This window comes from Achromobacter sp. HNDS-1, from assembly GCF_040084795.1.
In the GTDB taxonomy this organism is placed as follows: Bacteria; Pseudomonadota; Gammaproteobacteria; order Burkholderiales; family Burkholderiaceae_B; genus Achromobacter; species Achromobacter ruhlandii.
Map to the genome: position 1 here is coordinate 375,646 of NZ_CP157584.1, position 18,695 is coordinate 394,340.

Here is an 18,695-nt window from a genome sequence, read left to right on the forward strand (position 1 = left end):
CCCGGCCGCCCCGGCCCGCTCAGGCCGCCGGATGCAGCAGTTGCTCCATGCGATCCTGGATCCAGCGCTCGGTGGCGGTCGGCGTCCGGCCCTGCAGCCAGAGCGTGCGCACCGACAGCGGCGGCAGCGACAGGCCGACGCACGGCACATTGGCCAGGTCCTCGCGGTAGCCCTCGTACTCGGCGATGTTCAGCGGCAGAATGGCCCAGCCCAAGCCATCCACGGCCATGGCGGCGATGCTGTAGAAACTGTCTGAACGCCACGCCGACGGACTCATCACCACATCCTCCACCCCCTCCATCCGCATCACCAGTTGACGATGGCGCGCCAGATCGTTGCGCGTGACTTCGGGCAACGCGGCCAGCGGATGGTCGCGCGCCACGAAGATGCCCTGTCCCACGTCGCCCAGGTAGCGATGGGCGAAGGCCGCGCCCGGATCGCCGCGATCGTAATGGAACGCCACGCTGGCGCGCCCCTGCGAGACATAGTCCGCCACTTCGGTGGCCGTGCCGTTCAGCTGGGTCAGTTCCAGCGCGGGAAAGCGCGCCGAGACCTCCTTCACCAGCGCGCCCAGCACCCGATCGGGCAAGGCCTCGTCCAGCGCCAGGCTGAGGTGCGCGTCCTGCCCGGCCGCAAATGACAGCGCGCGCTGCTCCAGTCCCGCCGCCTGGCGCAACAGCTCGCGCGCCTCCTGCAACAGCACTTCACCGGCCCGGGTCAGCGTGGCATTGCGGCGCGAGCGGTCGAATAATTCCACCCCCAGGTCCGCTTCCAGCAATCCCAGCGAGGTGCTGACGGCCGATTGCGCCCGGCCCACCTGGCGCGCCGCCGCCGAAAACGAGCCGGCGTCCGCCGCCGCCACGAAGTGCCGCAGTTGTTCCAGGGTCCAGTGCATGGTTGTCTCCAGTCGTGGCCAGGCAAGCCTTCAAAACGGTTGTCGGCCGCACGGGGCGACGGAGCCGCCACCGATACATCTATTTTATAGATGGATTCCAACTTCTTATCCATGCTTCATAGATCGAAAATGTCCGGCGTTAGAGGAGTAAATGCATGACGCAGCGCAATCTTTCCCCCGCTGTCGCCGCGCCGGGCCGCTGGCTGGTGCTGGCCATCGTTTCCAGCGCCCTATTGCTGATCGTGGTCGACATGACCGTGCTGTACACCGCCCTGCCTCGGCTCACGCACGAACTGGGCGTGACGGCCTCGTCCAAGCTCTGGATCGTCAACATCTATGCGCTGGTGGTGTCCGGCCTGCTGCTGGGCATGGGCACACTGGGCGACCGGCTGGGCCACAAGCGCCTGTTCATGATGGGCCTGGCCGTGTTCGGCGCGGCCTCGCTGGCGGCGGCCTATTCACCCAACCCGGCGGCGCTGATCGCGGCGCGCGCGCTGCTGGCGGTGGGCGCGGCCATGATGATGCCGGCCACGCTGTCGATCCTGCGCCTGACCTTCGCCGACGAGCGCGAGCGCGCCATCGCCATCGGCGTCTGGGCCTCGGTGGCCTCGGGCGGCGCGGCGCTCGGTCCGGTCATCGGCGGCATCCTGCTGGAACATTTCTGGTGGGGCTCGGTGTTCCTGATCAACCTGCCGATCGTGCTGCTGGCGCTGCCGCTGGCGCGCCGCTACATCCCGGCCGGCCAGCCGGACCGCCAGCGCCCCTGGGACCTGGTCGGCTCGCTGCAGGTGATGGTCGGCCTGATCCTGACCGCCTATGCGCTCAAGGAGCTGGGCCGCGCCCAGCCGTCCTGGCTGGACGCCGCGCTGGCCTGCGCCGGCGGCGCCGCGATGCTGTTCATCTTCGCCCGGCGCCAGCGCGCGCGGCCCCATCCGCTGATCGACTTCGCCATCTTCCGCAACCGCAGTTTCAGTTCGGCGGTGGCCTCGGCGCTGTTCGCGGCGGCGGCGCTGCTCGGCATGGAGCTGGTGTTCAGCCAGCGCCTGCAACTGGTGCTGGGCATGTCGCCGATCCAGGCCGCGCTCTACATCCTGCCGCTGCCGCTGGCCGCGTTCATCGCCGGCCCGCTGGCCGGCTGGCTGCTGCCGAAGGTGGGCAGCGCGCGCCTGCTGTTCGTCTCGCTGCTGGTGTCCGGCCTGGGCATGGGCGGCTACCTGTTCAGCTACGACGGCGCGCTGGCGGCGCAGATCGCCAGCCTGTGCGTGCTGGGCGTGGGCATCGGCGCCACCATGACCGCCGCGTCCAGCACCATCATGCAGAGCGCCACGCCCGAGCGCGCCGGCATGGCCGCGTCGATCGAGGAAGTGTCGTATGAACTGGGCGGCGCGCTGGGCGTGACGCTGATGGGCTCGATCCTGTCGGGCGTCTACGCGCACACGCTCGACGTGCCCGCCGGCCTGCCGGCAGCCGGGGCGGGTGCGGCGCGCGACAGCCTGGACGAAGCGCTGGTGGTGGCCGAGGGCCTGTCCAGCGACACAGGCGCCGCGCTGGCGCGGCTGGCCCGCGACGCGTTCGACGCGGGCTACGCGGCGGTCATCGCCACCGCCACCGTGCTGCTGCTCGCCACCGCGTTGCTGGTGCTGGTGAACCGCTGGCGTGGCGGCGCCCGCGAGGCCGCGGCCCGTTGATCGGGCGACAGCCCCGCGGCGCTGCGAAAAACCCGATCCCTGTCGGCACAAAGGCGGCAAGCCCCGTAAACTTCCGGACATCCCATTGAGATAGATCATCGTACCCAGGGTATGGCTTCGGATAGGCTTATGCGAAATGTGAAAAACAAGTCCGCCCCCGACAAGGACAGCTATTTGTTCTCCGACCAGATTGGGCACCTGCTGCGGCGCGTGTACCAACGGCATACCGCCCTGTTCCAGCAGTACATCCCCGACTCGCAGCTGACCGCGGCGCAGTTCGTCGTGCTGTGCTCGGTGCGCGACAACCAGGGCAGTTCGCTGGCGGATATCGTCAAGGCCACGGTCATCGACCAGGCCACGGTGCGCGGCGTGGTGGACCGGCTCAAGCAGCGCGAGCTGGTGCGGGTCGACCACGACCCGCACGACCGCCGCAAGGTGGTGATCAACCTGACCCCGGTGGGCCAGGAGCTGGTGCGCAAGATGGAACCCTTCGCCCTGCAGATCACCGAAAGCACCTATGGCACGCTCAATCCCGCCGAGCGCGTGGCGCTGGAATTCCTGCTGCGCAAGATGATCGACGGCGACGCCGGCGAATGAGGCCTGCCGGCGGTCGGCGCATGGACGAGGGGCAAGCCGGCTTCCGGCATCCGTGCGGCTGGCATAGAGGCAACCGGTATAGATAGGGACCGCCGGCATAGGGACAGCCGGCATAGGGAAAGCCGGCGTATGGAAAACCGGCATCCGGGCGGCGCGCGTCCGCCCGGATAAGCCTTGCCCTCCCCGGGTGAATCAGTCCAGCGCGCGGTTGCGCGACTCGACATCGACCGCCCGGATCGACAGGGCCGCGGCCAGCAGCATCGCCGCCAGCACCGCCAGCGCCAGCGTGAAGTGGGTGGCCATGATGGGCGCGATGATGGCCGGCGCGAACAGGCCGCCAAAGCGCGCCACCGCGCCCGCCAGGCCCATGCCGCTGGCGCGCAGGTCGGTCGGATAGACCTCGGGCGTGAAGGCGTACAGCGCGCCCCAGGTGCCCAGCAGCGCGAAGCTCATGAGCAGCGTCGAGCCGATCACCAGGAAGCTGGAGGTACCCAGGCTGTACAACATGCAGCCCACCGCGCTCAGGATCAGGAAGCCCACCAGCGTCGGCTTGCGGCCCCAGCGTTCCACCCCATAGGCCGACAGCGCGAAGCCCGGCAACTGCACCAGCGCCAGCAGCACCAGGAATTCCTGGCCGCGCATGAAGGCGAAGCCCTGGCTGCTGAGCTTGATCGGCAGGTAGACGAACACGCCGTAGTAGGCGATGGAAATCAGCGCCCAGGCCAGGCACAGCGCGATGCTGCGGCGGCGCAGCGTGTTCGAGAACAGCGCCGACAGCGGCTTGCGCTCATGCAATTCCGGCTTGAGCTCGGGGATGTCGGTCGGACGTCCGTTGACACGGGCCACGCGCTCGAGCACCTTGCGCGCCTGTCCCGACTTGCCGTTGCGGTTCAGGTACATCGGCGACTCGGGAATGTAGAAGCGCAGCACCACGCCGATCAGCGCCGGCAGGCCGGTGACGAAGAAGATCACGCGCCAGGCATCGTCGCCCCACGACAGCGCGGCCAGGGCCAGCAGCGCCAGGCAGATGGTGCCCAGGGCCCAGAACGACTCCAGCAGCACCAGCCAGCGGCCGCGGCGTTCGCTCGGCAGGAACTCGGCCATCATGGTGTAGTCCACCGGCAGCGTGCCGCCGACACCGATGCCGGTGACGAAGCGCAGCAACAGCAGCCAGGCGAAGTCCGGCGCGAAGGCCGAGGCCACGCCGGCGCAGGCGTCGATGACCACGGCCATCATCAGCACCGGGCGGCGGCCGATGCGGTCGGCCAGTCGGCCGAAGGCGAAGGCGCCGATCAGCATGCCGACGAAGAACGCGGTGCCGGTCTGCAGGGCTTCGGGCACCGGGATGCCGAAGGTGCGGGCGATCGAAGGCGCGCTGAAGCCGATCGACAGCACCTGCATGGCGTCGGCCAGCCAGACCAGGCCGAAGATCATGAACAGCCGGTACTGGAACTTGCCGACACCGGCGGTCTTGATGCCTTGTTCCACCGTGATGAATGAAGCTGACATATGCGTGATTCCCTTTGTGTGTCGCGCGCGGGGTCCGGGCCCGATACGGGCGTCGGCCCCGGTCCGGTACGTGGCCGCCCCCACGGATGGGGGATGCAGCAACGCCCCTCGGCGCCGGGCAGGCGTCGATGGAAAACCGATGCGCGCGATGTTGTGTCGCGAGGCGCGGCCGGATCCGCCATGGATCGCGAACCGCCGCCCCGTCTTCCCCTTACTGCGGCTGCGCGTGCTGGCGCAGCTTGCCTATGGTCGTCGTGTCAACTGGCCAAGCCTCTTCCTCCGGCGCGAACCGCGCGCGCAAATAGTCGATCAAATCGCCGATCTGCCTGTCGTCCAGGCTGTTGCCGAACGCCGGCATGTAGCCCAGGGCATCGTCGGCCGGGGCCTGGATGCCGTGGAGGATCACCTGGATCAGGTTGTCCGGCGATGCGGCGTGCAGATTGGTGTTCTGGCCCAGCAGGGGCTTAACCCCGAACAGGGTCGGCCCGCTGCCGGCTTCATGGCAGACGGCGCAGGCGTTCTGGTAGATGCGTTCGCCGCTGGCGCGGCGCAGCGTGATGGCCTCGCTGACGGCGGCGGGGGCGGGGACCGCGGTGATGGCGGCGGCAGTTGCGGTCGTGGCCGCCGGGGCGGCGACGACGCTGGCCGACGTGGCGGCGCTTGCCTTGGCTGTGGCTGTGGCCGTAACCGTGGTCGTAGCCGTGCCCGTAGCCGTGCCCGTAACCGTGGCAGTAGCCGTGGCCGTCGCGCGCGCCGCCGACGGCGTCCGCCCCGGCACCGCCAGCAGATAGGTGACGATGGCCTTCAGGTCGCTGGCTGGCAGTTCGGCCAGCCCATGGATCACGGGCGCCATGGGGCCCGCGGCCACGCCATGGCGCGGCGAATAGCCGGTGCGCAGGTACTGGAACAGCTCCTCGCCCGACCAGGCCCGCTCGCCCGTGGCGAGCTGGTTCAGCGCCGGCGCGTTCCAGCCCTCGGCCTGGCCGCCGGCCAGGTAGGCCAGTCCCCCCTTCTCCGCGCCCAGCGCGTTGCGCGGCGAATGGCAGGCGGCGCAATGGCCCACGCCTTCCACCAGATAAGCGCCGCGATTCCATTCGGCGTCCTGCGAGGGATCCGGCGTGAATGGCTTGGGATCGTGGAACAGCAGGTTCCAGCCGGCCAGCAGCGGCCGCAGGTTGAACGGAAAGCCCAGCTCGGTGCGCGGCGGCGTCGTGGCCACAGCCGGCTGCGACATCAGGTAGCCGTACAGCGCCTGCAGGTCGGCGTCGCTGAGCTTGGCATAGGCCGTGTAGGGAAACGCCGGATACAGCTGGCGGCCGTCCTGGTGGATGCCCTGGCGCATCGCGCGTTCGAAGGCCGCGTATGACCAGCGGCCGATGCCGGTCTGCGCATCCGGGGTGATATTGGTGGAATAGATGACGCCGAACGGCGTCTCCAGCGCCAGGCCGCCGGCGTTGCGCGCGCCGCCCGGCGCGGTGTGGCAGGCCACGCAGTCGCCGGCCGCCGCCACCAGCCGGCCGCGCTCGATTGCCTGCGCCGAATACAAAGAAGCGTCGGGCCCGGCCGTCAGCGGCAGCGCCGGCTTCAGCGGCCACAACGCGGTGGCCATGGCCGCCAGTCCGGCCGCGCCGGCCGCCAGCCAGCCCCAGCCCCGGCGCAATGCGCCCTTCCCGCCGGCCGCGCGCCGGTCCGCCAGCGCCAGGCGCAACTGGCCGGCGTCGAACGGCGCCTGCCGCAGGCGCACGCCGGTGGCGTCTTGGATGGCGTTGGCGATGGCGGCGGCGGCGGGCAGCGTCAGCACGCCATCCACGTCCAGACGCCCTTCACGCAACGGGCCGGGCACGTCCGGCGCCGCGATGGCGACCGCGTCCGAGCCCGCGGTCAGCGGCATCGGTTCGGCGCCGCGCCAATCGTCGAACGCCGCCGGGCCGGCAATGAGGCGGCGGGCATCGGCCAGCCGCTCGGGTTGCTGGCGCGTGATGGTCAGGCGCGTGGTCGCGCCTTGCGCCGCGCGCAGGTCCTGGCTGTCGTGGCCGGCGACGACGCGCGTCACCTCGATGCGCCCGGTGGCGGGCTGGATCGCCACGTCGGCCACCCAGGCGCTCCAGACCATCTGCGCCGAACCATCCTCGGCCTCGCAGCGGACCTGCGCCGTGGCCAGGCCGGTGCCGCGCAGCAGGCCGTCGGCGGCCGACGTAGCGTCCCGCGCCGTGGCCGCCTGCGCCTGTTCCACTACCTGGCGCGCCAGTTCGCGGCCGCGATCATCGGCCATGTGCCGCAGCCGCCAGTCCACCGGATCCTCGCCCGCCGCCAGCGCCCGCTCGTGCCACAGGCTTTCGCCGGCGAACACCTGGGCCGCGTTCAATTCATCGACACTGGCATGCGGCAGATCCCGCGATGCCGCCGGCGCCAGCACCGGGCTGTCGCCCCGCACCGTGGCCTGGCCGCAGGCCTGGGCGTGACCAGGCCGCGCCAGCAGGCGCGCCAGGCTGGGACGCACGGCCCAGGGGTGGCGCGAACGCAGCGCCGGGCCCGCCGCCAGATCCGCTTCGCGCAACGCCAGGGTGGCCGCGGCCGCTGGCCGGCAGGCCACGCACACGGGCCGCCCCACCGCCTCGGACAGCAGCGCGGCGTCGGCGGCGGCGTCCAGCAGATCGAGCGCGTGCGGCGGCAGGCCGGCTTCGGCCGCGCCCTGCGGCCAGTCGGCCAGCCGCACCGCGTGCCCGGAACAGTCCATCAGCGCCGCCAGCTCGCGCCGCAGCCAGGCCTGCGAGGCGGCCGCCGGCGGCGGCAGCCACAGCGTCAGGCGGCCGTCCAGGCACCACGCCGCGACGCGCGCGCCGGAAGCGGTTTCAGCGGATCGCCATAGATATTCGCGATGGCCGTCCGAATTCTCTTCCAAAGGGGCGGCGGTCTCCTCGCGCGCGGGCGGACCATCGCCGCGCCACACGGGCGCCATGCAGGCCAGCGCCTGCCGCGCATGCGCCGGCGTCACCGCCACCACGCCGACAAAGTGCTCCCGCCGCACCACGGCCACCACGCCCGCCTGGGCTCGCGCTTCCCCCAGGTTCACGCTGTCGAGCGCGCTGCCGCGATAGCGCGCGCCGTCCCAGCGGGCCACGGGCGGGCGCAGGGCCAGTCCATGCAGCAGATCGGACGGCGGCGCGATGGCGCCCGCCGAGGCCTCGGGCAGCAACGCGCTCATGCGCCAGCCCCTTCGGCCCCGCGCGGCGCCGCCTCGGCCCGCAATTGCACCGCGCGCAGCGCCGCCTGCATGATCTCGACATGCGTGCCGCAGCGGCACAGGTTGTGATGCAGCTCGCTGCGCAGCGCCTGCTCGGACGGCGCCGGGTCGCGGCGCAGCAGCGCCTCGACCGTCATGATCATGCCGTTCAGGCAATAGCCGCACTGGGCCGCCTGGCATTCGATAAAGGCGCGCTGCGTCGGCCCGGGCCGCTCGCGCGTGCCCAGCCCTTCGAGCGTGGTGACCTCGCGCCCTTGCGCCGCCTTCACCGGAATCACACAGGAGCGCGCCGCCACGCCGTCGATCAGCACCGTGCAGGCGCCGCACTCGCCCAGGCCGCAGCCGTACTTCGGTCCATTCAGCGCCAGATCGTTGCGCAACACCAGCAGCAGCGAGGTCGTCGGCGGCGCCGCCACGCGCACGACGCTGCCGTTGACCTTCAGGCCGATCGGCTCGGCGGCGGGCGGGGTGTTGGCGGGATGTCCCATGGTGTGCGTGGCGAAGGTCTGGTGTAGGAAGGACAGCGGGTGCGTCAGGCCGCCGCCTTGGCCTTCGGTTCGACCAGCGGCTCGCTGAACACGTCGTAGCCGAAACACCAGCTCGGGTCCTCATTGGTCCGCAGCCAGGTGTTGTCGTGCGAAATGCGCTGCACCTTGCTGGCGCGCTCGGCGCGGTTGGCTTCGTACAGCGCGAAAGCCAGTTCGTGATTATGCGCCCCCACTTCCTTGAAGCAACGCACCAGCATCGCGCCGTCCTCGATGGCCATGGCCGCGCCCTGCGCCATGTGCGGTTTCATGGGGTGGCAGGCGTCGCCCAGCAGCACCAGGCGGCCGCGGCTCCACAGCGGCAGCGGGTCGCGCTCCAGCAGCGACCACTTGGTCACCTCGACGGTGGCGTCGATCAGCGCCTGCACCGTGGGATGCCAGCCCTGGAAGGCCTCGCGCATTTCGTCCTTGCTGCTGGGCAGCCAGCGGTCGTTCAGGTCCCATTGCTCGACCGGCACGCCGGTCACGTAGTAGAGCTCGTCGGCCTTGCTGGTGACGAAGTACGTCATCATGTGGCGGTCATCGGTCCACCACTTCACGCAGGCGTCGAACGGCAGCATCCCGGCCTTGACCTCGGGCGTGGGGAACACCGCGCGATGGGCCAGGTAGCCGGCGTACTTGGGGGGCTCGGGCCCCAGCAGCGCCTCGCGGATGTGGGAATTGACGCCATCGGCGCCGATCACGATGTCGGCGTGCTCGACGCTGCCGTCGGCAAAGCGCATCTCGACGTCGTTGCCGCGGTCGGTGACGCCGACCAGGTGCTTGGAATACGCCATCACGCGTTCGGGCAGCGCCTCGATCAGCAGGGCGTGGAAGTCGCCGCGGTGCACCGTCAGGTACGACGCGCCGTAGGTCTTGACGGCGTAGTCGCCCAGCGGAATCCGCGCCAGCACGTCGCCGGTCAGGCCGTGGCGGCTGTACCAATAGTCGGGGTGCGACCCTTGGGCGTTGAGCGCGTCCTCGATGCCGATGCGGCGCAGGATCTTCATGACGTTGGGACCGACGTGGATACCGGCGCCCAGCCGCGAAAAACTCGGCGCCTGTTCGTACACGCGCACGTCGAAGCCTTCCTGCAGCAGGAGCGAGGCGGTGGCGGCGCCACCGAGGCCGGCGCCGATCACGGCGATGCGGGGGGATTTAGACAAGAGGCTCTCCTACTTTTCTATGCATACACTCTATTTTTTCCAGATGGAAAACCGCACCATCGTGGATCCGAAACTGTTTGCCTGCGTCCAAAACAGTGCATTTTTATGCACATATAGGTAAAAACCACTATGAACATCGGCTTTGCGATTCACCTCGCTGTTTGCAAGAATAGAGCGTCTACACTGTTTTTTTAATTTATCGAAAACCCTAAGATGGATCCGCGCTTCACGTCATCACGCTCGATCCGCGCCCTGCGCGGCGCAAGCGATGACCGCCGGATCCCGTCCTGGCATCGACCCACCCGGAGCACGGCATGAGCCAACCATCCAGCACCTTCCTGTACGGCGCCAACGTCCACGCCAACGGCATCCGCCAGCACTACCTGCGCTACGGCGGCGCGGACGGCGCGCGCGCCGAACGCGACGCGCTCATCCTGATCCCCGGCATCACCAGCCCGGCGGTCACCTGGGGTTTCGTGGCCGAGCGCCTGGGCCAGCGCTACGACACCTATGTGCTGGACGTGCGCGGCCGCGGCCTGTCCAGCGCCGACCCCGGGCTGGACTACGGCCTGGACGCGCAGGCCGCCGACGTGCTGGCGCTGGCGCAGGCGCTGGGCCTGCAGCGCTATGCGCTGATGGGCCATTCCATGGGCGGCCGCATCGCGGTGCGCGCGGCCCGCGGCCAGCCGGCCGGCCTGACGCGGCTGGTCATCGTCGACCCGCCCGTCTCCGGCCCGGGCCGCCGCCCCTACCCCGCCAAGCTGGCCTGGTACGTCGACTCGATCCGCCAGGCCACGCACGGCATGGACGCCGAGGCCATGCGCGCCTTCTGCCCCACCTGGACCGAGGAACAGCGGCGCCTGCGCGCGCAATGGCTGCACACCTGCCACGAGCCCGCCATCGTGCGCAGCTTCGAGGACTTCGGCCGCGACGACATCCATGCCGACCTGCCGCATGTGCGCGTGCCGCAGTTGCTGATGACCGCCGAGAACGGCGGCGTGGTCGGCGACGAGGACGTGGCCGAATGGCAGGGCCTGGCGCCCGACACCCTGCACCGGCGCGTGCCCGCCGCCGGCCACATGATCCCGTGGGACAACGAGGCCGGCTTCCACGAAGCGCTGGGCGACTTCCTCGAACCGCGCGGCTGAATCCCCTTTTCCCCCTTACCGGACAGGAGTCCGCCATGCCCGTCAGCGACATCGACCTGATCCGCGCCTGGAAACAGGTGCTCACGCTTTCCCGTCTCGAAGCCGGCCAGACCGTGACCGTGCTCACCGGCGCCGACACCCATCCGCAGACGCTGCGCTGCGCCATCGCCGCCGCCGGCGACATGGGCGCGCGCGTCAACCGCCTGGATCTGCCGCCGGTCAACGGCGAGAAATCCCTCAGCCGCGACTCGCTGGCCTACCTGGGCACCACGCCGCTGACCGGCAACCCCGCCGCCATCGCCGCGCTCAAGGCCAGCGACCTGGTGCTGGACCTGATGACGCTGCTGTTCTCGCCCGAGCAGCACGAGATCCTGCAGGGCGGCACCAAGATCCTGCTGGCGGTCGAGCCGCCCGAGATCCTGTGCCGCCTGGTGCCGACCGAGGCCGACCGCGCCCGCGTGCGCGCGGCCGCCGCGCGGATCGCCGAGGCGCGCCAGATGCGCATCACCTCGCAGGCAGGCACCGACCTGCAATGCCGGCTGGGCAGCTTTCCGGCAATTTCCGAATACGGCTTCGTCGACGAGCCGGGGCGCTGGGACCACTGGCCCAGCGGCTTCGTGCTGACCTGGCCCGACGAAGGCCACAGCAACGGCCAGGTGGTGCTGGACCGCGGCGACATCCTGCTGCCGATGAAGGACTACGTGACCGACCCGATCACGCTGACCGTCGAGCGCGGCTACGTCACCCGCATCCAGGGCGGCCTGCAGGCCGAGGTGCTGCGCGACTACATGGCCTCGTACGAAGACCCCGAGGCCTACGCCGTCTCGCACATCGGCTGGGGCCTGCAGCCGCGCGCCCACTGGTCGATGCTGGGCCACTACGGCAAGGAAACCCATATCGGCATGGACGCCCGCGCCTTCGAGGGCAACTTCCTCTGGTCCATGGGGCCGAACAACGAGGCCGGCGGCCAACGCACCACCGCCTGCCATATCGACATCCCGATGCGCCATTGCACGGTGATGCTGGATGATCGCGCCGTCGTCATCGACGGCGTGGTGCAGGACGAACCCGGGCTGGCGCGCGCCGCCCGCCGCAAGGAGCTGGCATGACCACCACCGTTCCCGCCGGGGATATCTCGGCCTACGCCCGCCAGGGCTTCGGCACGCCGCTGCCGCTGAAGGCGCCGTTCGGCCTGCTGATCATCGATTTCGTCAACGGCTTCGCCGACCCCGCCGTGTTCGGTGGCGGCAACATCCCACAGGCCATCGAGCGCACCCGCGCCTTGCTGGCGCATGCGCGCGAACAGGGCTGGCCGGTGGCGCACAGCCGCATCGTGTTCTCGGACGACGACGCCGACAGCAACATCTTCTGCCTCAAGGTGCCGGGCATGCTGACCCTGAAGGAAGACAGCCACAACAGCGCCATCGTGCCGCAGCTGGCCCCCGCGCCCGGCGAATACGTAGTGCGCAAGAGCACGCCGTCGGCGTTCTACGGCACCATGCTGGCGCCGTGGCTGGCGCAACGCGGCGTGCAGACGCTGGTGGTGGCCGGCTGCGTCACCAGCGGCTGCGTGCGCGCCAGCGTGGTCGACGCCATGCAGGCCGGCTTCCGGCCGCTGGTGGTGTCCGACTGCTGCGGCGACCGCGCGCTCGGGCCGCACGAGGCCAACCTGTTCGACATGGCGCAGAAGTACGCCGCCGTCATGCCGCTGGAGCAGGCGCTGGCCGACATCGGCGCGCTGCCCGGCGCGGCGCGATAGCGGCATAATCAGCCAATCCGCCCGGATCGCCTTCGCCCATGAACCTGCCCCATCCCCGCGCGCTGCACGACGCGCTGCTGACCCACCCCGGCGCGCTGCTGGTCGTGCGCGCCCCGACCGCGCCGCCCCGTCCGGCGCCCGGGCAGCCGGGTGTCGTTTCGGATTACGTGCAGGACACGCCCGAGGTCTTCGTGGCGGTGCTGGCCGATGAGGCCGCGCCGGGCGGCTGGCGCGCGCTGGCCTTCAACGGTCACGTCGACCTGGGCACCGGCATCCGCACCGCGCTGGCGCAGATCGTGGCCGAGGAACTGCACGTGCCGGTGGCGCGACTGGAAATGGTGCTGGGCCACACCAACGCCACCCCCAACCAGGGGCCCACCATCGCCAGCGCCAGCATCCAGATCTCGGCCGCCCCGTTGCGCCGCGCCGCCGCCCAGGCGCGCGAGCGCCTGCTGGCGCGGGCCGCGCGGCAATGGGGCGTGGCGGCGGACACGCTGCGCCTGCGCGACGGCATCGTGCGTCCCGCCGATGCGGGCGACGCGCGCGCCCTGCACTACGGCCAACTGGTGCAGGGCCGGCACACCCGGCTGGAACTGGCCACCGATGATGCCCAGGTGCGGCTCAAGCCGGCCCGCGACTACACCGTGGTCGGCAGCGCCGTCGCGCGCGTCGACATTCCGGCCAAGGCCACCGGCGAACTGAGCTTCGTGCACGACGTGCGCGTGCCCGGCATGCGCCATGGCCGCGTGGTGCGCCCGCCGCACCCCGGCCGCGACGCCGGCGACTTCATCGGCCGCTGCCTCATCAGCGTCGACAGCGATTCCGTCGCACACCTGCCGGGCCGCGTCCAGGTGGTGGTGCAAGGCGATTTCATCGGTGTGGTGGCCGACCGCGAGGAACAAGCCGAAGCCGCCATGCGCGCGCTCAAGGTGCGCTGGGAACCGGTGCCGCCCGCGCCCGTGCTGGACGACGTGGCCAGCGCCATCCGCGCCAACCCCGCGCGCCGCCGCCTGCTGCTGGAGGAAGGCGACGTCGAGGCCGCCTGTGCCGCCGCCCCCGTGCGCCTGCGCCGCACCTACGTCTGGCCCTACCAGATGCACGCGTCCATCGGGCCGTCCTGCGCGGTGGCCGACCATCGCGACGGCCGCCTCACGGTCTGGGCCGGCACCCAGAATCCGCACATGCTGCGCGCCGACCTGAACCGCCTGCTCAAGCTGGGCGAGGACCGCATCGAGATCATCCGCATGGAGGCCGCCGGCTGCTACGGCCGCAACTGCGCCGACGACGTCTGCGCCGACGCCGCGCTGCTGTCGGCCGCCGTCGGCGCGCCGGTGCGGGTGCAACTGATGCGCGACCAGGAACACCAGTGGGAACCCAAGGGCACGGGCCAGCTGATGGACGTGGCCGCCGCGCTGGACGCCGACGGCCGGCTGCTGGCCTATGACTTCGAGGTGCGCTATCCGTCCAACGACGCGCCGCTGCTGGCGCTGCTGCTGACCGGCGCCGTGCCGGGCGAGCCGCGCGTGCTGGAAATGGGCGACCGCACCGCGGTCCCGCCCTACCGCTATGCCAGCCGGCGCATCGTCTGCCACGACACCGCGCCGCTGGTGCGCGCCTCGTGGCTGCGCGGCGTCTCGGCGCTGCCCAGCTCGTTCGCGCACGACTGCATGATCGACGAGCTGGCCGAGGCGGCCGGGGCCGACCCGGTCGCGTTCCGGCTCAGCCACCTGGACGATGCGCGCGCCATCGCGCTGCTGGAGGCGACGGCGGCGCGCGCCGGCTGGCGGGCCGGCGTCGCGGGCAGCCGTGGCCGGCCCGGCGCCGACGGCCGCCTGCATGGGCGCGGCGTGGCCTACGCGCGCTACGTGCACAGCAAGTTCCCCGGCTTCGGCGCCGCCTGGGCAGCCTGGGTCATCGACCTGAGCGTGGACCCGGCCAGCGGCCGCATCGCCATCACGCGCGTGGTGGTGGGCCAGGACACCGGCATGATCGTCAACCCCGACGGCGTGCGCCACCAGATCCACGGCAACGTCAACCAGACCCTGAGCCGCTGCCTGCTCGAACGCGTGCAGTTCGACGCGGCCGGCGTCGCCAGCCGCGAATGGGGCGGCTACCCCATCATCGGCTTCAAGGACCTGCCGCCCATCGACGTGCTGCTGATGCCGCGCCAGGACGAAGCGCCCATGGGCGCCGGCGAATCGGCCTCGATCCCCGGCCCCGCGGCCATCGCCAACGCGCTGTTCGACGCCACCGGACAACGCTTCCACCAGGCGCCCTTCACGCCCGAGGCAGTGCGCGCCGCGCTGGCCCGACCCGCCCCCGGCCAAGGCCCGCATGCTTGATATCGACACCCAGGTGCTGCAACAGGCCGCGCAATGGCAGCGCGACGGCATCCCCGCATGGCTGGTCACCGTGGCGCGCACCTGGGGCTCGTCGCCCCGGCCGCCGGGCGCGTTGATGGCCCTGAACGGCCACGGCGAAGTCGCCGGCTCCGTATCGGGCGGTTGCATCGAGGACGACCTGGTCGCGCGCGCGCGGGCCGGCGTTGCCGCGACGGCGCGGCCCGAGGTATTGCGCTACGGCGTGCACGCCGACCAGGCGCGCCAGTTCGGCCTGCCCTGCGGCGGCACCCTGGAACTGGTGATGGAAACCATCGGCCCCGCCAGCCAATTGCCCGCCCTGCTGGAACACTGCCGGCGCCGCGATTGCATCGAGCGCGAGCTGGACCTGGCCAGCGGCGCCGTCAGCCTGCGCCCCGGCCCCGCCGATGGCCTGCCGCGCCTGACGGCCGACACCTTCACCTCGCACTTCGGTCCGTCAGTGCGGCTGATCGTGATCGGCGCGGGCGATATCAGCGGCTACCTATGCCAGATCGCGCTGACGCTGGGCTTCGAGGTCATCGTCTGCGATCCGCGCGACACCCCGTCGCCGGCCTGGACGATGCCGGGCGCGGTGCGCAGCCGCGAAATGCCCGACGACCTGATCCTGCGCCTGCGGCCCGACCGCCGCACCGCCATCATCGCGCTCAGCCACGATCCCAAGCTGGACGACCTGGCGCTGATCGACGCCTTGCCGTCGCAAGCGTTCTACGTGGGCGCGATCGGCTCGCGCCGCAACAGCGAAACGCGCCGGGCGCGGCTGCGCGAGCATTTCGACCTGGCGGATGCCGACCTGCGCCGGCTGCGCGGCCCCGCCGGGGTCTACATCGGCAGCAAGACGCCGGCCGAAATCGCGCTGTCGATCATGGCCGAGATCGTCGCCGCCAAGAACGGGGTGGCGCGGGACGCGCTGGAAACCGTGGCCGCCGGCAAGGCGCGCGACCCAGCCAAAGAAGATCGCGCCAGGGAAGGCCCGGCCGGGCTAGACTCGACCCTCATCGACCCGCCCCATCCGGCCCGCGCCTGCCCCGTCTGAGCCCGCCATGAACGCTCCCATCGCCGCCATCATCCTCGCCGCCGGCCAGGGCGCCCGCCTGGGCGGACGCGCGAAGTCGGCGCTATGCATCGACGGCATCAGCCTGCTGGAGCGATTGACGCAGGCCTTGCGCGACGCCGGCGTCGCGCCGGTGCGCGCCGTCATCGGCCCGTATGCGGACACCCTGGCGCCGCTGGCGCGGCGCGCGGCGATCGATACGCTGCCGCATGCGCGGCCGGACGCCACCCTCGCCGACTCGCAGCGCCTGGCGCTGCGCGAACACGCCCGTGCCCATCCCGGACACGACCTGCTGCTGGTGCTGGCCGACCTGCCCCTGCTCGACAGCGCCGCCATCGCCGCCCTGCTGGCGCAATGGCGCGCCTGCGCGCCGGGCACCGACAGCCTGCGCCCGCGCGTCGACGGCGCGCCGGGTCATCCGCTGCTGCTGTCGGCCGCCGCGGTGCGGTCGGCCAACCTGCTGCCGCCCGGCGCCGGCCTGCGCCAATGGCTGGATCCGGCGCAAGGCCGCCACGCCACCTTCGACAGCGACAACCGCGCCTACGTGACCGACCTGGACACGCCCGATGACCTGCGGGCGCTGCGCCTCGCGCTGGCGCCCGCCGCCATCGACTGGCCGCCCGCAACGGCCTGACGCCGCCCGCCCCCCGCGCCTCAGGCCACGCTGCGCATGGCCTGGTCCATATCGGCGATCAGGTCTTCCTCGTGCTCCAGGCCGATGGAAATGCGGATCAGCCCTTCGGACACGCCGGCCGCGTCCCGCTCGGCCGCCGGCACGCCCGAATGCGTGGTCGAGGCCGGATGGCACACCAGCGATTCGGTGCCGCCCAGGCTCACCGCCGACTTGAACAGCCGCAGCGCATTGATGAAGCGGAACGCCTTGGCGCGGCCGCCGTCCAGCACGAAAGCGAAGGTCGAGCCCGGGCCGCTGCACTGGCGCTGGTAGACCGCCTGGTAGGTCTCGTCGGCGATGGTCTCGGGGTGATAGATGCGCACCTTCTCGTGCGGATTGCCGGCCAGCCACTGCGCCACGCGGGTCGCGCTGCGCGCGGCCTGCTTCATGCGCAGCACCACGGTCTCCATCGAGCGCGTGATCATCCAGCACGAATGCGGATCGAGCTGCGAGCCGAAAGCGCTGCGGATGGCCCGCACCTTCTTGATCAGGTCCTTGGTGCCAGTGACCGCGCCGGCCACCAGATCGCTGTGGCCGCCCACGTACTTGGTCAGCGAATACACGCACAGGTCCACGCCATGCTCGGCCGGCTTCTGGAAGATCGGGCCCAGCAGCGTGTTGTCGCACACCGATATCGGGCGATAACCATGGCGCGCGGCGAACGCGTCCAGCTCGGCCTTCATGGCCTGGAAGTCGATCAGCGCGTTGGTCGGATTGGCCGGCGTTTCCACGTAGAACAGCTTGACCGGCCCCTTGGCCGCGGCCGCTTCCAGCGCCTCGCGCATGCTCTGCGCCGACAGGCCGTCGTGAATTGGGTGCGAGCCGATGCCCCATTCCGGGAAGATCTTCGCGATCAACGTCTCGGTGCCGCCGTACAGCGGCACCGACTGCACCAGCTGGTCGCCCGGGCGCAGGAACGCCAGGAACACCGCGCTGATCGCCGACATGCCGCTGGAAGTCACCGCGGCGTCTTCCGAGCCGTCCAGCAGCGACAGGCGGTCTTCGACGATTTCCAGGTTGGGATGGTTGAAGCGGCTGTACACCAGCCCGGCCGACTCGCCCTGCGGCAGCGGCTTGCGGCCCGACACCAGGTCGAAGAACTCGGCGCCGTCCTCGGCCGAACGGAAGGCGAAGGTCGAGGTGAGGAACACCGGCGGCTTGACCGCGCCTTCGGACAGGAAAGGATCGAAGCCGTACGACATCATCTGCGTTTCGGCGTGCAGCGGACGGCCGGAGATGTCTTTCTTGTGATAGCTGGAATAACTCATGGCGTGCCTCTCAATGGGGAAGTGCGGCCTACCTGACGGCGATATCACGGATTCGGACACGATAGCGCCGCCGGCCAGGGGATGCAGGGAGTATGGGCGCGTCCGGCCACAATATTCTTTCCATTTCTGCTTCAGGAATTGGATAATGGGAAATATCGTTTCCCACAGCCATGAAACCATGAAAGAGACTGCCTTGTTACATCAACTTGACGCGATCGATTGGAAAATCATGAAAATCCTTCAAGAAGATGGCCGGCTCTCCAACGCCGAGCTGGCCGAGCGCGTGTCGCTGTCGGCCTCGCCCTGCTGGAAGCGCCTCAAGCGGCTGGAAAGCTCGGGCGTCATCCGCGGTTACCAGGCCATCCTCGACCGCCGCGCGCTCGGCATGGGCGTGGTGGCGTTCGTCAGCATCTCGCTGGAAAACCACACCGAGAAAACCTGCCACGCATTCGAAGCGGCGGTAGCCGCAATGCCCGAAGTGCTGGCCTGCCACAACACCACTGGCCAGCACGACTACCTGCTGCACATCGTGGCGCGCGACTTCGACGCCTATTCCGAATTCGTGCGCAACCGGCTGCGCACGCTGCCCGGCGTGAAGGAACTGCTGAGCACGCTGTCGATGCACGAAGTGAAGTCGTCGACCAAGCTGCATCTTTGAACGCGCCAGCGCCCGCCGGCGCATCCTCCGTGCCCGGGGCGGCTCCCGTCGCGCGCGGACCGCCCCCCGACGAAACCTCAAGGCGTGTCACGAAGCTGTAGCGACCCGTGCCTAGAGTGTCGATTCCGATTGAA

15 protein-coding genes are annotated in these 18,695 nt (G+C 70.5%); 9 read left to right on the top strand and 6 right to left on the bottom strand.

What is annotated here, in order from left to right; genetic code table 11:
- Positions 1–19: 19 nt before the first annotated feature.
- Entirely contained in the window at positions 20–895 is an 876-nt protein-coding gene (locus tag ABFG95_RS01655; protein ID WP_006385087.1) for a LysR family transcriptional regulator, read from the bottom strand.
- A 155-nt stretch (positions 896–1,050) separates the two neighbouring features.
- On the opposite strand from ABFG95_RS01655, the gene ABFG95_RS01660 reads away from it, so the two are divergent.
- Positions 1,051–2,583, top strand: a complete 1,533-nt coding sequence (locus tag ABFG95_RS01660; protein WP_348995353.1) for an MFS transporter — start codon at positions 1,051–1,053, stop codon at positions 2,581–2,583.
- A 129-nt stretch (positions 2,584–2,712) separates the two neighbouring features.
- Positions 2,713–3,180 carry a MarR family transcriptional regulator gene (locus ABFG95_RS01665; RefSeq protein WP_054415559.1) on the top strand — a complete coding sequence of 156 codons (468 nt, stop codon included), beginning with the start codon at positions 2,713–2,715 and terminating at the stop codon, positions 3,178–3,180.
- Positions 3,181–3,372: 192 nt separating this feature from the next.
- On the opposite strand, the gene ABFG95_RS01670 is transcribed toward ABFG95_RS01665, so the two are convergent.
- The 4 genes from ABFG95_RS01670 to ABFG95_RS01685 form a co-directional block, all read right to left on the bottom strand.
- Positions 3,373–4,689, bottom strand: a complete 1,317-nt coding sequence (locus ABFG95_RS01670; protein WP_054434751.1) for an MFS transporter — start codon at positions 4,687–4,689, stop codon at positions 3,373–3,375.
- 211 nt (positions 4,690–4,900) lie between these two features.
- Complete coding sequence (locus ABFG95_RS01675) at positions 4,901–7,894, bottom strand: c-type cytochrome (RefSeq protein ID WP_348995354.1); 2,994 nt, start codon at positions 7,892–7,894, stop codon at positions 4,901–4,903.
- Positions 7,891–8,421, bottom strand: coding sequence for a (2Fe-2S)-binding protein (locus ABFG95_RS01680; RefSeq protein ID WP_348995355.1), 531 nt, complete (start codon positions 8,419–8,421; stop codon positions 7,891–7,893). The genes ABFG95_RS01675 and ABFG95_RS01680 overlap by 4 nt, the downstream gene beginning before the upstream one ends.
- Positions 8,422–8,465: 44 nt before the next feature.
- Positions 8,466–9,623, bottom strand: a complete 1,158-nt coding sequence (locus ABFG95_RS01685; RefSeq protein ID WP_054415567.1) for an FAD-dependent monooxygenase — start codon at positions 9,621–9,623, stop codon at positions 8,466–8,468.
- A 314-nt stretch (positions 9,624–9,937) separates the two neighbouring features.
- Here ABFG95_RS01685 and ABFG95_RS01690 point away from each other — a divergent pair, with 314 nt between their 5' ends.
- Genes ABFG95_RS01690 through ABFG95_RS01715 form a run of 6 tightly spaced genes read left to right on the top strand, consistent with a single transcriptional unit; the run spans position 9,938 to position 16,596 of the window.
- A complete protein-coding gene (locus ABFG95_RS01690; protein ID WP_038503770.1) occupies positions 9,938–10,771 on the top strand; it encodes an alpha/beta hydrolase in 834 nt (277 codons plus the stop codon).
- Between the two features lie 35 nt (positions 10,772–10,806).
- On the top strand, positions 10,807–11,880 hold the full coding sequence (locus ABFG95_RS01695) for a 2,5-dihydroxypyridine 5,6-dioxygenase (RefSeq protein ID WP_054434743.1): 1,074 nt from the start codon (positions 10,807–10,809) through the stop codon (positions 11,878–11,880).
- The gene (locus ABFG95_RS01700; RefSeq protein ID WP_063581045.1) at positions 11,877–12,530 is read left to right on the top strand and encodes an isochorismatase family protein; all 654 of its coding nucleotides are present in this window, start codon (positions 11,877–11,879) and stop codon (positions 12,528–12,530) included. Before ABFG95_RS01695 ends, ABFG95_RS01700 begins: the two co-directional genes overlap by 4 nt.
- Positions 12,531–12,568: 38 nt before the next feature.
- The gene (locus ABFG95_RS01705) at positions 12,569–14,872 is read left to right on the top strand and encodes a molybdopterin cofactor-binding domain-containing protein (RefSeq protein WP_238909968.1); all 2,304 of its coding nucleotides are present in this window, start codon (positions 12,569–12,571) and stop codon (positions 14,870–14,872) included.
- Complete coding sequence (locus ABFG95_RS01710) at positions 14,865–15,944, top strand: XdhC family protein (protein ID WP_238909966.1); 1,080 nt, start codon at positions 14,865–14,867, stop codon at positions 15,942–15,944. The genes ABFG95_RS01705 and ABFG95_RS01710 overlap by 8 nt, the downstream gene beginning before the upstream one ends.
- A gap of 7 nt (positions 15,945–15,951) precedes the next feature.
- On the top strand, positions 15,952–16,596 hold the full coding sequence (locus ABFG95_RS01715; protein ID WP_054415579.1) for an NTP transferase domain-containing protein: 645 nt from the start codon (positions 15,952–15,954) through the stop codon (positions 16,594–16,596).
- 20 nt (positions 16,597–16,616) lie between these two features.
- Here ABFG95_RS01715 and ABFG95_RS01720 read toward each other — a convergent pair whose 3' ends face one another.
- Positions 16,617–17,903, bottom strand: a complete 1,287-nt coding sequence (locus ABFG95_RS01720; protein WP_063570123.1) for a cystathionine gamma-synthase family protein — start codon at positions 17,901–17,903, stop codon at positions 16,617–16,619.
- A gap of 178 nt (positions 17,904–18,081) precedes the next feature.
- Here ABFG95_RS01720 and ABFG95_RS01725 point away from each other — a divergent pair, with 178 nt between their 5' ends.
- Positions 18,082–18,561: an Lrp/AsnC family transcriptional regulator gene (locus ABFG95_RS01725; protein WP_082380495.1), complete on the top strand. Its 480-nt coding sequence runs from the start codon at positions 18,082–18,084 to the stop codon at positions 18,559–18,561.
- Positions 18,562–18,695: the final 134 nt, after the last annotated feature.

Bases quoted from the DNA above. Each gene is read 5' to 3' on its own strand.
- ABFG95_RS01655 (WP_006385087.1), bottom strand. From the start codon at position 895: ATGCACTGGACCCTGGAACAACTGCGGCACTTCGTGGCGGCGGCGGAC.
- ABFG95_RS01660 (WP_348995353.1), top strand. From the start codon at position 1,051: ATGACGCAGCGCAATCTTTCCCCCGCTGTCGCCGCGCCGGGCCGCTGG.
- ABFG95_RS01665 (WP_054415559.1), top strand. From the start codon at position 2,713: ATGCGAAATGTGAAAAACAAGTCCGCCCCCGACAAGGACAGCTATTTG.
- ABFG95_RS01670 (WP_054434751.1), bottom strand. From the start codon at position 4,689: ATGTCAGCTTCATTCATCACGGTGGAACAAGGCATCAAGACCGCCGGT.
- ABFG95_RS01675 (WP_348995354.1), bottom strand. From the start codon at position 7,894: ATGAGCGCGTTGCTGCCCGAGGCCTCGGCGGGCGCCATCGCGCCGCCG.
- ABFG95_RS01680 (WP_348995355.1), bottom strand. From the start codon at position 8,421: ATGGGACATCCCGCCAACACCCCGCCCGCCGCCGAGCCGATCGGCCTG.
- ABFG95_RS01690 (WP_038503770.1), top strand. From the start codon at position 9,938: ATGAGCCAACCATCCAGCACCTTCCTGTACGGCGCCAACGTCCACGCC.
- ABFG95_RS01695 (WP_054434743.1), top strand. From the start codon at position 10,807: ATGCCCGTCAGCGACATCGACCTGATCCGCGCCTGGAAACAGGTGCTC.
- ABFG95_RS01700 (WP_063581045.1), top strand. From the start codon at position 11,877: ATGACCACCACCGTTCCCGCCGGGGATATCTCGGCCTACGCCCGCCAG.
- ABFG95_RS01705 (WP_238909968.1), top strand. From the start codon at position 12,569: ATGAACCTGCCCCATCCCCGCGCGCTGCACGACGCGCTGCTGACCCAC.
- ABFG95_RS01710 (WP_238909966.1), top strand. From the start codon at position 14,865: ATGCTTGATATCGACACCCAGGTGCTGCAACAGGCCGCGCAATGGCAG.
- ABFG95_RS01715 (WP_054415579.1), top strand. From the start codon at position 15,952: ATGAACGCTCCCATCGCCGCCATCATCCTCGCCGCCGGCCAGGGCGCC.
- ABFG95_RS01720 (WP_063570123.1), bottom strand. From the start codon at position 17,903: ATGAGTTATTCCAGCTATCACAAGAAAGACATCTCCGGCCGTCCGCTG.
- ABFG95_RS01725 (WP_082380495.1), top strand. From the start codon at position 18,082: ATGAAAGAGACTGCCTTGTTACATCAACTTGACGCGATCGATTGGAAA.